The 16,251-nt window shown below is 57.2% G+C and carries 13 protein-coding genes; 6 read left to right on the forward strand and 7 right to left on the reverse strand.

The features are described from left to right. Positions 1 to 27: 27 nt before the first annotated feature. The 3 genes from BFN67_RS18720 to BFN67_RS18735 form a co-directional block, all read right to left on the reverse strand. A protein-coding gene (locus BFN67_RS18720; RefSeq protein ID WP_245295242.1) for an IS3 family transposase occupies positions 28 to 1,181 on the reverse strand; the annotation gives its coding sequence in 2 pieces (ribosomal slippage) (positions 28 to 929 and positions 929 to 1,181; 1,155 coding nt in all). A 51-nt stretch (positions 1,182 to 1,232) separates the two neighbouring features. Then, on the reverse strand, positions 1,233 to 1,619 hold the full coding sequence (locus BFN67_RS25250; RefSeq protein ID WP_080921052.1) for an NAD-dependent epimerase/dehydratase family protein: 387 nt from the start codon (positions 1,617 to 1,619) through the stop codon (positions 1,233 to 1,235). After that, entirely contained in the window at positions 1,612 to 2,889 is a 1,278-nt protein-coding gene (locus BFN67_RS18735) for an O-antigen ligase family protein (protein WP_139789252.1), read from the reverse strand. The genes BFN67_RS25250 and BFN67_RS18735 overlap by 8 nt, the downstream gene beginning before the upstream one ends. 57 nt (positions 2,890 to 2,946) lie before the next feature. Between BFN67_RS18735 and BFN67_RS18740 the strand changes: the two genes are divergently transcribed. The 3 genes from BFN67_RS18740 to BFN67_RS18750 all read left to right on the forward strand — a co-directional run bounded on the left by BFN67_RS18740 (position 2,947) and on the right by BFN67_RS18750 (position 6,781). Next, positions 2,947 to 4,308 carry a hypothetical protein gene (locus BFN67_RS18740; RefSeq protein ID WP_139789253.1) on the forward strand — a complete coding sequence of 454 codons (1,362 nt, stop codon included), beginning with the start codon at positions 2,947 to 2,949 and terminating at the stop codon, positions 4,306 to 4,308. Positions 4,309 to 4,367: 59 nt separating this feature from the next. Continuing rightward, positions 4,368 to 5,456, forward strand: coding sequence for a glycosyltransferase family 4 protein (locus BFN67_RS18745; protein ID WP_080921055.1), 1,089 nt, complete (start codon positions 4,368 to 4,370; stop codon positions 5,454 to 5,456). A gap of 206 nt (positions 5,457 to 5,662) precedes the next feature. Then, positions 5,663 to 6,781 (forward strand): DegT/DnrJ/EryC1/StrS family aminotransferase, encoded by a 1,119-nt coding sequence (locus BFN67_RS18750; RefSeq protein ID WP_080921060.1) that lies wholly within the window; start codon positions 5,663 to 5,665, stop codon positions 6,779 to 6,781. A 99-nt stretch (positions 6,782 to 6,880) separates the two neighbouring features. Here BFN67_RS18750 and BFN67_RS18755 read toward each other — a convergent pair whose 3' ends face one another. Together BFN67_RS18755 and BFN67_RS18760 are read right to left on the reverse strand one after the other, a co-directional pair. Next, positions 6,881 to 8,881 carry a polysaccharide biosynthesis protein gene (locus BFN67_RS18755; protein ID WP_080921056.1) on the reverse strand — a complete coding sequence of 667 codons (2,001 nt, stop codon included), beginning with the start codon at positions 8,879 to 8,881 and terminating at the stop codon, positions 6,881 to 6,883. 262 nt (positions 8,882 to 9,143) lie between these two features. Continuing rightward, complete coding sequence (locus BFN67_RS18760) at positions 9,144 to 9,734, reverse strand: biotin transporter BioY (RefSeq protein WP_080921061.1); 591 nt, start codon at positions 9,732 to 9,734, stop codon at positions 9,144 to 9,146. Between the two features lie 113 nt (positions 9,735 to 9,847). Between BFN67_RS18760 and BFN67_RS18765 the strand changes: the two genes are divergently transcribed. Then, on the forward strand, positions 9,848 to 10,753 hold the full coding sequence (locus BFN67_RS18765) for an MBL fold metallo-hydrolase (protein ID WP_080921057.1): 906 nt from the start codon (positions 9,848 to 9,850) through the stop codon (positions 10,751 to 10,753). A 108-nt stretch (positions 10,754 to 10,861) separates the two neighbouring features. Here the strand turns inward: BFN67_RS18765 and BFN67_RS18770 are convergent, their stop codons facing one another. Next, a complete protein-coding gene (locus BFN67_RS18770) occupies positions 10,862 to 11,653 on the reverse strand; it encodes a DUF1499 domain-containing protein (protein ID WP_080921058.1) in 792 nt (263 codons plus the stop codon). Positions 11,654 to 11,838: 185 nt separating this feature from the next. Between BFN67_RS18770 and BFN67_RS18775 the strand changes: the two genes are divergently transcribed. Continuing rightward, positions 11,839 to 12,195: a hypothetical protein gene (locus BFN67_RS18775; protein WP_080921059.1), complete on the forward strand. Its 357-nt coding sequence runs from the start codon at positions 11,839 to 11,841 to the stop codon at positions 12,193 to 12,195. Positions 12,196 to 12,213: 18 nt separating this feature from the next. Here the strand turns inward: BFN67_RS18775 and ppdK are convergent, their stop codons facing one another. Continuing rightward, positions 12,214 to 14,877 (reverse strand): pyruvate, phosphate dikinase, encoded by a 2,664-nt coding sequence (ppdK, locus tag BFN67_RS18780; protein ID WP_080921062.1) that lies wholly within the window; start codon positions 14,875 to 14,877, stop codon positions 12,214 to 12,216. 267 nt (positions 14,878 to 15,144) lie between these two features. Between ppdK and BFN67_RS18785 the strand changes: the two genes are divergently transcribed. Next, positions 15,145 to 16,242, forward strand: a complete 1,098-nt coding sequence (locus BFN67_RS18785; RefSeq protein WP_080919639.1) for an IS1595 family transposase — start codon at positions 15,145 to 15,147, stop codon at positions 16,240 to 16,242. Positions 16,243 to 16,251 lie beyond the last annotated feature (9 nt).

Here is a 16,251-nt window from a genome sequence, read left to right on the forward strand (position 1 = left end):
CGATCGTTGGACAGGATCTGGCATAAATTAAGCTACTCTCTGCACCTGCTGATCGGGTTGGGTTTCGTCTTTTCTCAGCCAATAGACCACGGCGGGCGGTCTGCCGCCAAGGGCTGAATGTGGGCGTTGGTGGTTGTAGAAGGTCATCCATTTCCGGATGCCCGCCCTCGCTTCTGATCCGGTCTCCCAGGCATGCAGGTAGACGCACTCGTATTTCAGGGTCCGCCACAACCTTTCGATGAAGATATTGTCGAGGAACCGACCCTTTCCATCCATCGAGATGCGCACGCCGGTGTGGCGCAGGCGATCGGTCCAGGCGAAAGAGGTGAACTGGCTGCCCTGATCGGTATTCATGATTTCCGGCAGCCCGAACTTGTAGATGGCCTCGTTCAGCGCCTCGACGCAGAAATCGGCCTCCAGCGTGTTCGAGATGCGCCAGGCTAGGACCTTTCGGGTGTGCCAGTCCATGATGGCAACCAGGTAGAGAAACCCGCGCCGCATCGGCACATAAGTGATATCGGCGCACCAGACCTGGTTGGGCCGCTCCACGCGCAGTCCCTTCAGCAGGTAGGGATAGGTCTTGTGCCCCTTCGCCGGTCTGCTGGTAGTGGGTTTCTGGTAGATCGGCATCAATCCCATGAGCCGCATCAGCCGGCGTATCCGCTTCTCGTTCACCAGATGGCCGTCGTTGCGCAAATGCCAGGTCATCTGCCGGACACCGAAAAAGGGCGTTTCCAGGAACTGTTCGTCGATCAGCCGCATGAGGGCCAGGTTCTGCGCGGTCTCCCCCTTCGGGGTGTAATAGAAGGACGAGCGTGAGATCGACAGCAGCTTGCATTGCCGAGTGATCGACAATTCCGGATGATCCGGCTCAACCATGCCGCGCCTCACTTCCCGCCCCAGGGCTTCAGCTTTCTTTCCAAAAAAGAGTTGGCCACCGCCAGCTCCCCGATCTTGGCGTGGAGCTCCTTCACCTGCTCCTCGTCGATCTCGGGCTTTTTCCGGCCATTGCGTTCGAACACACCCGAGGCGCCTTCGAGCAGAGCGCGTTTCCACTGGTGAACCATCGTCGGATGAACTCCGAACCGGCTTGCCAGCTCGGCTGCGGTCTCTTCGCCCTTCAAGGCTTCCAGGGCGACCTTCGCCTTGAACTCAGGCGCGTGCTGCTTGCGTTTCGACATCTCTGATCTCCTTTTCGTCGAAGATCAGCAGACCGCAAATCATAGCTTATGTCAGTGTCCGAATTTCGGGGGGTAGCTCACTGACGTGGATAAACATATTGGTCTCAAGCTGCATCGCAGCCTCAACGAGATTGGCCGTTGCCAAGGCGTTAGCCTGAAAAAACGCTGACCAGGATTGTCATTGTCACCCTTAGCAACATGGGCCAATCCCGCCAAATGGACAATCCCGCAAGAATTACCAACGAGCTTGGCTAGATTTTTCTCTTTCTCCAACCGTTTCAGTCCGATGAATTGAATGCGAGGGTCATTTCGCCATCGAGAAGGATAGGAAGTTGTTTCGGCCAGAAGCAGCCGATGTCCATCTTCGAGAAGTCGAACTACGACACTGCGACCGATGAACCCGCTGGCGCCGGTGACAAACAACGGCCTATCAGTCATCTTCTTGCCGGGTGTCCAATCGGGTCAAGTTTTCAGTTTCAACTCCCATAACGGCTCGCGAAGGAATGGATGCGGCGACGATAATGGTGTTGAAGATGAAGAAGCTATCCATGATGTCATGCCGGAACATGATCTGTGTCATACCGCAAAGCGCGTAGACCGCGCTCACCAACAAAGCAAGGAAGAGGCGTTTCCTGTGAGTTTCGTCGCGCGGCGCCTTCCAGGCAATCACGACAGGCATGACAAGCATCGCAATGACGGATCCCAGCAACACAATGCCGCCATCGAGAGCGAAAGTAAGAAAACCGTTATGGGCATGTGTAAAGATGATTTTTTCGGCGACGTCCGCCGGCAAATGAGCGCGCACTGCATCCATGCCATTTTGGATGCCGTAGCCGGTCCATGGTGAATCGAGGATTGCCCTCCAAGCGCCAGACCACATATCGATACGCAAATCGACACTTTGCACACCGGTTTCACTATCGAGATTAAGGAAAATCCGCGACAACGAGGAAGCACTATGTATGAAATTTTTCGTGAATGAGGGAAATGATGGCGCAACAAGGACAACGCTGACCACGATAAAAGCCAGGACCGCAGCAGCAGACCACAGGACCGCAGGTTTTTTAAATTGCTGGGGCGCATAAGAGAAGATGCCAGCAACAATGAAAACAGTTGCAATCCAAACGCCACGCACGAGCGCGATAACGACAGAAGATAATCCCGCCAATACCCCAGCCCAAGACAGACCCTTCATAATCGGGTTGCGTGCAGTGATATTAAGTGAAGCCACTGCGGTAAGTGCCAGAACCATAATTGCAAACACCGCCGGGTTGCCGGCACCGCCCTCCGGCCGCATTGGGAACGCCCATTGAAAAGTAGCGAACACAATCGCACCAATTGCGCCGCAAGCAGCGCCGCAAACATAATGAGGAATATAGTTTCCCCGCCCGGCTCGCAGCCGAGGGATCATCACCCAGAGAGAAAGAAATGGCAGCAGCAACAGTGACTTCAAAGCACCCGTACCGGGGTGTTCTCCAGCCAATGCCGTCAACAAAACCAGGACGGGAAACGCTGAAAAGGAGCACGCCAGTCGCATATCGGAATGCGACATGCTGAATTCGAAGCGCCTCATCAACAGAGACAAGATCGCCCAAACAAAAAATACACCCAGCAATATTGAGATGGCGCTACCTCCAACCGCAGGTAACGCTCCCATGAGAAATACGGAAACCGCATTGTTACGGTCGATACCGGGCTTAGATGACACTTCGATTTTAACCCTATAATTTGAAGCTATTTAGCGTCTATGTTATTTCCACTCGCAATGACATCACCACAGGATTCATCGTCGAGTTCGCGCATCGTTTATCGCTGCGCAAGCATGCTGGCGTGGTATTCGATCGAGTACCTGCTGTTGGCGTGTCTCTACGTTTATTTTGTATTTTCCACTTCGGCCTATATGGGCTTCGATGTCGCGATCAATTTGGAAAAGGTTCCTTTTTCCATGATTCTGATCATCGCGTTTGTCGCGATAACGCCTCAAAAAAACAACCTGCGATCATTCTTCCTCAACTGCCTTTTGGCGATCTACATCATCCCTTCGTCGATCGTGTACGCGTTCTCCGACAAGGAGACATGGCAATATCTGGTGATTTTGTATTCCTGTCTCATTGTCTACATCGCCAGTGCTGTGCAGATTCCCGTCGTCCGGACGGTTTACATACATCGCAAGATTCTGTTGCAAGTTTCGCTCGCCTCCACGGTGGCGATCTTGTTTGCAATCTGGCATTTCAGCGGTTTTGCCAACTTCAACCTGGACATCACACAGGTCTATGAGTTCCGCTCCGAGGCGTCCAACGATCTACCCGGAATTTTTGGTTACATCACTTCGATCACGGCCAAAATCATAATCCCGCTCGGCTTGGTGATTTCCTTGCAGTACAGAAAATACCTCACAGCGGCGGCAGTCATTGCAATGGCGGTCATTCTGTTCGGGTTTACGAGCAACAAAGGCGTGCTTGTCTATCCGATTTTATCGGTCGCCATATATGTATTCCTATTAACAACCATGCGCTTCTCATTGGTGATTGCCGGCCTATCAGCGGCCCTCATTTTCGCATGCATAGACGCTGCGCTCTATTTTTCTTTCGATGGCGCATCCCCTTGGGGCTTATTCGTCGATATCATTGTGCGCCGCGGAATCTTTCTCCCGCCCCTGCTCGATTACGATCATTTGACGTTCTTTGGGGAGAACCCCAAATTCTACTGGTCGATGTCCAAAATCACCCTGGGCATGGTTCCATCGCCCTATGACATCACACCTCAGTACGTCATTGGCCAGGCATTCTTCCACAGTGCCGATACCGCCGCAAACACTGGCTTTATCGGCAACGGCTATGCGCAGGCTGGCCTGCTCGGCTCAACGGTCTACGCGATCGGTGTTGGCTTTGTAATTTCGCTACTCAGCAATCTGGGCCGGAAGTTCGGCGCTCCATTCGTCGGCGCCATCGTATTCAGCCAGGTCATCACAATGCTCACCGGAGCCGACTTTTTAACCATGATGTTGACTCATGGCATGCTGGTGTCACTCTTCCTTCTGATGGTGGTCAGGTCACCTGAAGACATGACCACCAGTCGCAACAAAGAACGTTCCCTTCCTTTGGGTCTTGCGAGCGAACTTCCCTGATTCACATGGCGCGCTGTTTTGCATTTTACATGAGAACCGGCCGTCTCTAGAACAATGCTATGGCGCAGATAGTCCACCTGACGACAGTTCACAAACGTGACGATATCCGCATTTTCCGCAAGGAATGTTTGACCCTCTCCAAAGCAGGCCACGAAGTCACTCTTGTCGTCGCAGACGGGCGCGGCGACGATAATGTTGATGGCGTGTCGATACGCGATCTGGGCAAACCGGTAAATCGGACACATCGAGCTTCGAAATCGTTCGCGGCATTTCGGATGATTCGAAATCTGAGCCCGGATTACGTTCATTTTCACGATCCTGAATTGATCCCGATCGGGATCGCCCTTCGGTCGCTCGGTTTCAAGGTGATCTATGACGTTCACGAGGATGTTCCCGCGACGGTCCGCACGAAAAACTGGCTTCCCTTCGGTTCTCGGCATGCTATGGCATTTGCAGCCGACATAGCGGAGCGATTTGCGGGCACAGCATTCCATCGCATATCGGCTGCCACACCACACATAGGTCGTAGGTTTCCGCCCAGAAAAACCGTTTCTGTCCAAAATTTCCCGCTCGACGGCGAACTGCTGGAGCTCACCAAGTCGCAGCGGCTTCCAATCTTTGCCTATGTGGGTGGTGTGACCCTTGCACGCGGTTATGCGGAAATGGTCGCCGCGATCCAGTATCTCTGCGCAACGGGAATGGATGCTGAACTGCACATCGCAGGGGGATTTTCTCCCCCGTCTTTGGCCGAGCAAGATGCCGATGCATTCGATAACCGTGTTATCAAGCATGGACAATTAACACGGCCAGAAGTAGCTCATCTCTTATCCACAGCGGCGGCGGGTCTTGTGCTTTTTCAACCACACCCGAACCACATTGCCGCACAACCGAACAAAATGTTCGAATATATGTCTGCTGGCTTACCAGTCATCGCGTCCAACTATCCGCTCTGGAGAGAGATCGTGGAAGGCAACAAGTGCGGTATCTGCGTCGACCCTCGCGATTCGTTCAAAATCGCGGACGCGATGCGCTGGGTACTGGAGCACCCAAAAGAAGCGGCTGAAATGGGCGAAAATGGCAAAGCGGCGGTCCAGACACAATTCAACTGGAATGCCGAAGCCACCCGACTTCTGGCTTTATATCACTGAGACGGAATACGTGAGCGTATTCTGTCCGCCCAGCCTAGAACACCGTGCGAACGCACAAAGGGCGCGCTAACACTTTGATGGAGCATCGGAATACCGCGAAAACCGGATTCCACTTTCGGTCCGATGCTGCAATGCGTGTTGATCGCCGCATGGTCTCCATATATTCACATTCCAACGTCCAAATTCCCAAGCTGAAAGCTCCGCCCATGACCGTCGCATTCATCGATCTCGCCGCCCAGCAGGCCCGCCTGCGCGAAAATCTGGATGCCGCGATCTCCCAGGTGCTCGATCAGGGCCAATACATTATGGGTCCGCAGGTGCGCCTGCTTGAAAAGCAGCTTGCCGAATTCTGCGGCGCCAGGCATTGCCTCACCTGCGCCAACGGTACCGACGCTCTCCAACTGGCGCTGATGGCCCTTGGCATCAAGGCGGGGGATGCCGTTTTCGTCCCCTCATTCACCTTTGCCGCAACGGCCGAGGTCGTGCCCTTTCTGAATGCCACTCCCGTATTTGTCGATTGCCTCCCCGATACGTTCAACATGGACCCGGAAAGCCTGAAGCGGGCAATCATTCAGGCGAAGTCAGTTGGCCTTCGTCCGGCCTGTGTCATCCCCGTCGATCTGTTCGGTTTGCCGGCGGGCTACGATGCCCTTCTTGCCATCGCGCATGAAAACGACATGAAACTGATTGGCGACAGTGCGCAGGGTTTCGGCGGCATATACAAAGGCAAGACGACCGGCTCCATCGCCGATATTACGACAACGTCGTTCTTTCCCGCCAAGCCGCTGGGTTGCTATGGCGACGGCGGCGCACTGTTTACGGACGATGAAGAACTTGCCCGACTGATCGATTCCTACCGTGTTCATGGCAAGGGGACGCATAAATATTATAACGAACGCATTGGCATGAACAGCCGGCTGGATACGCTGCAAGCCGCGATCCTCATCGAAAAGCTAGCTGTTTATGGTGATGAGATCGAAAAGCGGCAGGCTGTGGCCTCGCGGTACAATGCCGGCCTGTCGAACCGTTTCGAAACGCCCTATGTGCCCGACGGGCTGAAGAGCGTCTGGGCTCAGTACACGCTGAAAACGGCATCTTCGGCTGAACGCGAGACGCTGCAGCAGCGCGCCAAGGACGCAGGCATACCGACGGTGATTTACTACCCTGTGCCGCTACATATGCAGAATGCTTACAATGCGTTTCCTGTCGACCCGACCGGATTAGCCGTCAGCGAGGATTTGGCGCAGCGTGTCATCAGCCTGCCGATGCATCCCTATCTCGAACCGGAAACACAGGAACGTATCGTGGCGGCGGTGGCCGGCTAGCCGCTCAAGGCGACACCTGCCGATTTGCGGAAGCCTTGCAGGTGAGCCGGCGCGTAATAATTGTGCGCCTCGTGACTTGTTCGAAGGCGACAGGGCGATCTATCGTCCACGTCCCATCTCTTCGGGGCCGTCCATATCGCGCGGTAAAGCCGTGGAGGCCGGAGAAGCCGGAGAAGCCGGGGAAGCCGGAGAAGCCGGAGAAGCCGGAGAAGCCGGAGCATATTCGGGGACAATGTGCTTCAACAACGCTATTGCGCGATTCCTGTCCTCGTTTTGAACAGCGTCAAGCAAAGTCGTCAGCGTCTTGTGCAGCAGTTCCTTGTCGATGACGCGCGGGGATGCAATGAAATAGGCTTCCTTCGGATCCTTCTGCACCTCGGAAGGATCGAACAGTTCCTCATACAGCTTTTCGCCTGGGCGCAACCCGGTAAAGACGATGTCCGTATCGACATAAGGCTTCAGGCCGGCCAATTGGATCATACGCTCGGCAAGATCGACAATTCGTACGGGCTTGCCCATGTCGAGCACCATGATCGTGCCACGCTTTTCCTCGGACTGGACAGCCGATGCATTCAACACCAGGCAAACTGCCTCCGGTATGGTCATGAAGAAGCGCACGATCTCCGGATGCGTAACCGTCACCGGACCGCCATTGGCGATCTGCTCCTGAAAGCGCGGCACAACAGACCCGTTCGAGCCCAGAACATTGCCAAACCTGACCGTTTTGAAACGCGTCTTGACGGAACCGACATCAAGCGATTGACAATAGGCCTCTGCCGCCCGCTTTGTCGCCCCCATGACGTTTGTCGGGTTGACGGCCTTATCCGTCGAAATCATCACGAAATTCGCGATATCATGTCTGACAGCAGCATCGGCAACGTTGCGTGTACCGAGAAGATTGGTCTTGATTCCCTCGACGGCATTCGCTTCAACGAGGGGAACATGTTTCAGTGCTGCCGCGTGAAAGACCGTGTCGGGTTTGAACTCGGCAAAGATGTTATCGACACGCCCGCTCTCGCGGACATCCAAGATAGCCGTAACCACGTTCAGTTGGGGAAATTTTCCTCGGATCTCCATATCCAGCAGATAGAGATGGAATTCCGAACTATCCGTCAGAATAAGGCGCTGCGGGCCGAACGCCGCGATCTGCCGGCATAATTCCGACCCGATCGAGCCGCCGGCGCCGGTTACCAGAATGGCCTTGCCATTGATAAGCCTTGCCACGCCTTCAAAGTCCGCCGTCACTTCGGGGCGTCCAAGCAGATCGCCGAGATCGATCGTCTTCGGCTGCAGGATCGTCTGGTTCGTCAAAAGCGACGTCTCAGTAAAATCCGGAATACGCGACGCTTTCAACCCCAGATGCGCACTGGCTTCCACTACCTCCGCCAGATGCCGGCGGTCTGGTGCATTCTGCGTAACGATCAACTCCGAGATCACGATCCCTTTTTTCTTGAAGCGTTGGACGACGTTCTTCAATTCGGCAAAATCGCCGCGAACCTTGACCCCGTGAACAATCCGGGCCTGGCTCAGGATGCTGTCGTCAAGAATGCCGACAACGTTGAATTCGCTGGCGGCGCCGCGCCGGCTGGCACGGATAAAACTCTCCGCATTATCCGTCAGGCCATAAAGCAGCACATTGACCGTCTTGCGTGGCACGGAGCGCTCCGAACCTGACGGTCGAAAAAACGCCCGCTCCATCAGCAGCCGATAGGCGAGCCGCGTAGAGGAAAGACCTGCGACGAGATAAAGGAAGCTCAGGACGGGAACCGAACGCGGTACATTCGTTCCGCGTGTCGTCAAAAACGCGGCAACGGTATAAGTGACAACGGCAGCCAGCGCCACTTTGAGGATCGTAACGAGATTCGGGATGGAGACATAGCGCCACGATCCCCGGTGCATCGAAAAGAGCCAGAAGAAGACGGCAAAGATCACGGCAAAGGCGAATGCCTTTGCATGAAGTCCGGGAACAGAACTGAACAGCCTGTCGCCATAGACCGTGATATAGGAGAGCACAAAAGCAGCATACGCGGTTGCCAGGTCCAGGAACGAACCGCCAAGCCGCCAAACTCGAAGTTTGCCGGCAAAGTCGCGTAGTTTCATCGGGCCATACTCTCCTCGACCGAATGTATAGCCCCCCGGCCCTTCCCCAATTCGCTCATATAAACCAAAAGAAGGGATTATCCCGTACGATCCTGCATTCCCAGCCGGGCCATTTGATGGCTCGACTCACCAAAACCATATCGACAGCGTGGTCTGGCTACAATGGCCAAGCAACCCTCATCGCCCTGAGTTTATCCGCACAAACCGATAGCTGACGACGGGCCGGCCGTCTCGCGCCATCGCGTGGAAACCGCCCAGCGCCTTAGCGGCGCTTGGGCAGTACCGACCAGACCGCTGGCACGATGGCCGCAGCCAACGCTACCTTGATGAGATCAGGCACGATGAAAGGCATGACGCCGAACTGCCAGGCCTTATCGGCGCCGATCAACATCGCCAGCCAGCCAAAGCCCATCGCCATCATGACGATTTCAGCGGTCAGCACAGCGCCGAAAAACTTGACGATCGAGCGATCCCAGCCGCGATCTGCGGCCCAGCCGACAATAGCAGCCATGACCACGAAACCGGCGAGATAGCCCCCCGTGGAGCCCAGCATATAGGCAAGGCCGATGCCCTTTTCCGGCGTGGCCTGGAATACCGGATAACCCATCGCGCCCTCGGCCATATAGAGGAGCAGCGTGGCAACGCCGAGGCGCATGCCGAAGCTCGCCGCGATCAGGAACACCGCCAGGGTCTGCATCGACATATCGACCGGGCCGAGCATGACTTTCGTCTTGGCCGACACGGTCAACAGAAGCGTGCCGCCGATGGCCAGCGCCAACTGCGCTGCCAGGCGCGCGGCGCCTTTCTGCGGCAGGGCGAAAGAAACAAGCGGACGTGTGCTAGCGATTGCCATGGTCATCCCCATTCCGATTCAATCCGGCGCATCGATCACGCCCTGCGTTTTCCTATATGGCCTTCCATGCTAAGCGGCAATCGGTTTTGCCAAAACTCCAAGGTTTCAAGCCAATGGCGTTCGAGTTCGACAAACGGTTCGATCCGGCATACGGCACCGCAGTGCCTGTGGCGCCTGACGTCCTGCGCCTCACCGCCAACAACCCATCGCCCTTCACTTTTTATGGCACCAATAGCTATATCATAGGGCACGACACACTGGCTGTGATCGACCCAGGCCCCGACGACGACTCACATCTCACCGCACTGCTGAGAGCCATAGCGGACAGGCCGGTCAGCCATATTCTTGTCAGCCATACGCACCGCGATCATTCTCCTTTGGCAAAAAAGCTGAAGGCGCGAACAGGCGCCACCGTTCTCGCAGAAGGGCCGCACCGCCCGGCCCGTCCATTGCGTATCGGTGAGACCAATCCGCTCGATGCCAGCGCCGACACTGATTTCAAGCCGGATGCGATGCTTGCGGATGGAGAATTGGTCGAGGGCGACGGCTGGGCAATACGAACCGTCCTGACACCCGGTCATGCCGCAAACCATGCCGCTTTCGCACTGGAAGGCACCGGCATCCTGTTTCCCGCAGATCATGTGATGGCCTGGGCGACCACCATCGTCGCGCCTCCCGACGGCGCGATGACCGACTACATGACATCGCTCGACAAACTGATCGAGCGCACCGATTATCTGCTTTTGCCGGGCCATGGCGGCCCGATAAAAAACCCGCGGCGTTTCATGCGCGGCTTGCGAGCTCATCGGAAGATGCGTGAACGCGCCATTCTGGAACGGGTGCGGGCAGGCGATAGTACAATCCCAGCGATTGTCGAGGCGATCTATCGCGATACCGATCCCCGGCTGCATGGTGCGGCTGGCCTTTCCGTTCTTGCCCATCTGGAGGATATGGTGGCGCGGGGCCTGGTGTACACGAACGGCGACGTGGCAATCGACGGCCAATTCACTGTCCGCTGATCGCCTCGAGCAGCGGGCATTCTGACGAATGCTTTTCCACTACTCCAGCTTGATTTTCTTAGCCGCATTTGTGCCACGCCGGACGATTCCGTCTGGCTGCAAAATGCTCTATCGCGGCTCGGCTATACCAGCTCGAGCCGCGACCTCCTGGTCCAGTTCAGCAAGAAATCCGACGATCCGCGCCGCGTTATCCCCAAGATCGAGACGGCCATAACGCGAGGCGGAGCGCATATCGACCAATGTGGATTTGTTACCCCTGCGGACCCTGATGGCGATGTCGGACGGGAGATCGAGAAGAAAACTGGACGCCGTCGCACGGATGGTCACCTCTTTCTGTGCGTCATTCGGAACCGCCAGTGGCGCATCGAAACGCCAGCCCTGCCGCCGGGCGACGGATTCCGCCGCACCTGCCGTGTCGGCGAATGGCAGATCGTAGCGCCGCCCGACGACAAGCGGATAGGCCTGTTGCTGCAAATTGCGCTCGCCCGGCGTCGGCGGCAGGTGCACGCCCTGTCCCACATCTGTTGCCAGCGCGGGAGCAAGGCGCGGCAGATCGTCGAGATCGGTCGAGACATCGCGCAAGGGCGGATAAGACGCTGCCCAATAGGCGATCAGGCCAAACGGAATAAGCACCAGAATCGAAATCACTGTCGCAATCCCGATATCCCGTCCGCTGCCTTCGCCGAAAGCCCACAATCTTGCAAAGGCAAACCCTACGAGAAGCAGGGCCAACGCAGCAAGCACCACGACGAGGGCGAGCACCCAGAGAAAGGCCAGCGTTTCAGTCAGGCCATAATGGTGCCCCACCCAGGCGGTGAGGAGCAGGGCGGCGGAGAAAGCCGCGATACGCCGGGACCAGCCAGCCATCCTTGATGTTTGACGTTCAGGATACTCGTTCATGATGTAGCGCAATGCTCTCCGCCCACCAGAAGGCTTAGAACAACACATCCAGGGCCGCAACGGCAGCCTTTCTCAGGAAACCATCAGCGCGCGGGCGTATATGCGGGCCGGCGTCACAATACTGCCAATGTCGAGGCGAAGGCTTTTCTGTGCGGGGCGCGATTGGCGACTTGATGAGGTTCGCTATGAGTGCGGAACTGGATGACGCTGCTTTGGAAAGCATGCTGGCCGAAAGTCTGGTCGAGCCGGAAATAAAAACCGTTACGGTGACGGAAGACGATTTCACTGCCGTCATGACCGAGGCCCTCGAAGCTGTCGGCGGACGCCTGCTGTTCAAGTCGCGCGTGCAGGACAAAGACCAGGAGCAGCATGTCGCGGCAGCGTCGGTTGGCGAAGGGAGCGAGTTCCGCATCCTGCTGTTGACGCAGCCCGTCGGCGGCGGCGCGCTCAAAGTGGAATCGATTGCCAAAAGCAATCACCCGCTCGCTCGTATCGCGCCGGCCTATGCCGGTCTGATGGACGTATTGCAGGCTGCGGCCTGAGCCTTGGCTTTTTGCCGGTCACCCCTTCTTGATCGCGGCCTGAGCAGCCGCCAACCTTGCGATTGGCACGCGGAAGGGTGAACAGGACACATAATCCAGTCCGACATCTTCGCAAAAATGGATCGAGGCCGGATCGCCGCCATGCTCGCCACAAATGCCGAGCTTGATGCCGGGCCGTTGCGCCCTGCCCTTGTCGGCCGCCAGCCGCACCAATTCGCCGACACCGTCCACGTCGATCGAAACGAACGGATCCTGATCGATGACACCCTTCTTGCGATAGGTCTCCAGGAAGGACGACGCATCGTCGCGGCTGATGCCGAATGTGGTCTGGGTCAGGTCGTTGGTGCCGAAGGAGAAGAATTCAGCCGTCTCGGCAATTACATGGGCGCGCACGGCCGCGCGCGGCAGTTCGATCATGGTGCCGACGAGATAGTCGATATGAACGTTCGTTTCTTCCATGACGTTGCGGGCAATCTGGTCGATGCGTGCCTTCACATAGTCGAGTTCGCTCTTCAAGCTCACCAGCGGCACCATGATTTCGGGAACAACCAGTTCGCCCGCCTTGCGGCCCGCTTCCACCGCGGCCTCGAAAATGGCGCGCGCCTGCATCTCGGCAATTTCGGGATAGGAGACCGCAAGCCGGCAGCCGCGATGACCGAGCATCGGGTTGAACTCGTGCAGTGCATCGGTGCGCTGGCGCAGCCGGTCGGCCGGAACATCCATCACTTGCGCGACCTCGGCAATTTCCTTCTCCGTCTTCGGCAGGAATTCATGCAGGGGCGGATCGAGGAGACGGATCGTCACCGGCAGACCGGCCATGATCTCGAACAATTCGAGGAAATCCGAGCGCTGCATGGGCAAGAGCTTGTCCAATGCACCGCGCCTGCCTTTTTCCGTGTCAGCCAGGATCATCTCGCGCATGGCGGTGATGCGGTCGCCGTCGAAGAACATATGCTCGGTCCGGCAAAGGCCGATCCCCTCCGCACCGAAAGAGCGCGCCATGCGCGCATCAGCCGGCGTCTCGGCATTGGTGCGCACCTTCATGCGCCGCGCCGCATCCGCCCATTCCATGATGGCGGCAAAATCGCCCGAAAGCTCCGGCTGCAGCATGGCGACAGCACCTTTCAGCACCTGCCCATTGCTGCCGTCTATCGTAATGATATCTCCCTTTTTGAAAGTCTGCCCCATCGCCAGAAGCGTGCCGTTGCGATGATCGACGCGCAGCGAGCCGGCGCCCGACACGCAAGGCTTGCCCATGCCGCGCGCCACCACGGCAGCGTGGCTGGTCATGCCGCCTCGCGTTGTCAAAATTCCTTCGGCGGCATGCATGCCGTGAATATCTTCCGGGCTGGTCTCGACGCGTACAAGGATCACCTTGCGGCCGAGCCCGCTTAATTCCTCCGCTTCATCGGAGGAGAACACGATCTCCCCGGTCGCAGCGCCAGGCGATGCCGGCAGCCCCACGCCGATAACATTGCGCTCGGCTTTCGGATCGATGGTCGGATGCAGCAATTGATCGAGCGAAGCGGGATCGACACGCGCGACGGCCTCCTTCGTCGAGATCAGCCCCTCTCTTGCCATGTCCACCGCGATCTTGAGCGCCGCCTTGGCGGTACGCTTGCCCGAACGGGTTTGCAGCATCCACAATTTGCCGCGCTCGATGGTGAATTCAAGATCCTGCATGTCGCGGTAGTGCTTTTCCAGCCGACCGGAAATGGTAACGAAAGCGTCGAACGCCTCCGGCATCAGCTTTTCCAGCGACGGCTTGTCGGAGCCGGCGGCGATGCGAGCGGCCTCGGTGATGTTTTGCGGCGTGCGAATACCCGCCACCACGTCCTCGCCCTGGGCATTGACCAGGAACTCGCCATAAAGCGCGTGTTCGCCGGTCGAAGGATTGCGCGTGAAGGCAACGCCGGTGGCCGACGTCTCGCCCATATTGCCGAAGACCATGGCCTGCACATTGACCGCCGTGCCCCAGCTTTCGGGAATGTCGTGCAAGCGGCGATAGGTGATGGCGCGCTGGTTCATCCAACTCGAGAACACCGCGCCGATCGCGCCCCAAAGCTGCTCTTTCGGATCCTGAGGAAATGGATTTCCCAATTCCTCCTCGATCCTTGCTTTGTAAAGCGCAATGATCTCCTGCCATTCGGCTGCCGTCAGTTCCGTATCGAGTTCACGGCCGAGACGTGCCTTGCGGTCCTCGAGGATTTCCTCGAAAACCTCGTGGTCCAGCCCCAGCACGACGTTGGAATACATCTGGATGAAGCGCCTGTAGCTGTCATAGGCGAAGCGCTCGTCGCCGGAATCGGCGGCCAACGCCTCGACCGTTTCGTCATTCAGGCCAAGGTTGAGAACAGTATCCATCATGCCGGGCATGGAAGCGCGAGCCCCCGAGCGCACCGACACCAGCAACAATTTATCCGGATCGCCAAAGCCCCTGCCGGTCAGGCGCGAAATGTGCCCGAGCGCAGCATCGACATCGACGGTCAGCGAGGGCGGATAGCTGTTATCGTTGGCATAGAACCAGTTGCAGACCTCACTGGTGATGGTAAAGCCGGGCGGCACCGGTAGACCGAGGCTGCACATTTCGGCAAGATTTGCACCCTTGCCACCAAGCAGCGGCTTGTCGCTCGCACGCCCTTCAGCCGCACCGTCGCCGAAGGTGTAAACCCATTTGGTCATGTGTTCTCCCGTTCGCGGCAGTTCCGACCACGCGGGAAGCAGATTTTCGTTCCCGGTCACCAGCGAATATGGTGCTGCAATGCGAAAGGCAAGACAAGTTGGCCAAGTGCCTGTCACTACAATCGATTTAGCCCGTCACGGCGAAAAACCGACTGCAACCGGGCTTGATCTTTTAGAGCAATCCGCCTTTATCAACCAAAGACAGCAATATCGTTGTGATCCCGCACTTTTCATGCGATTCTTCCGGCTGGTCTGAAGGAGATGAAAATGCCTGAAACGATGCTTGCGGCGCTATCTAACATTCGGACCGTCGAAGACATGATTTTGGCGTTCCGTAGTGAAGATCATTGTCGTCGGCTGCTGGAAAGCATGGTGTGGCCGGATGGCAGGATTTGTCCCGCCTGCGGTTACAAGCGCTCGATCGCGATCGCCGGCCGGGATGTGGGTAAGCGGCGCGCCCGACCGGGGCTGTATCAGTGCTCGAGCGGCGACTGCCGGTTCCAATTCACAGTGACAACGCACACGCCTCTGCACTCCACGAAGCTTCCTCTACGGGTCTGGCTGAAGGCCATGTGGTTGATGCTGCAATCGGACAAGGGCATGTCCTCGGTGCGCTTGGCCGAAGCTCTCGGAGTGAGTCAGCCAACGGCCTGGCGGATGGGACATGCGCTGCGTCTCATGGTGGCGCGGGAGCATATGCTCGACGGTACGGTGGAGATTGATCATTTTCATCTTGGCGGAAGACCCAGAAAGCATCCCGATGACCAGCCTTCGGGAAGAGGCCGGAAAGGTCAGGCGAACACGCAGAAAACACCGGTGATGGCAATGGTGCAGCGATCGAGTGACATCACGCCGGGCACGCTTGCCGGTGACGCGCGTGCTGCGGTCGTTACCGGCCTCTCGGTGCGAGCAAGCGAACGCGTCATTGAGGCGCAGATCGACTTGGGATCTCATTTGATGAGCGACGAGTGGAAGGCATTCCTCGCTATTGGCCAGAGCTTTGCCAAGCATGAGACCGTGAAGCATTCCGACGGTGAATACGTCCGTGACGCTGTCCACGTCAATTCGGTTGAAGGGTTCAATTCTCGTGTCCGCCGTACTATCGTCGGCGTCTTTCATCATATCAGCCCGCAGCATGCCGACCTGTATTTCCATGAGATCGGCTTCCGCTGGTCGCAGCGCATCGTCATCGGCAATGCGGTCCGCAAAACGCGGCGTGGCCGCCAAACCATCCGGACACTTTGGTCACGCGTGCCGCCGGCACTGCAGTTAGCGAGCGTCTTTCGCGCCGCAACGGGACGTCAAATGCGCCGAAGCCCGGATGGCGGAATTATCATCAAATCAGCCGTAGCTGTCTTTGGTTGATAAAGGCGG

This window comes from Manganibacter manganicus (assembly GCF_002075885.1).
In the GTDB taxonomy this organism is placed as follows: Bacteria; Pseudomonadota; Alphaproteobacteria; order Rhizobiales; family Rhizobiaceae; genus Mesorhizobium; species Mesorhizobium manganicum.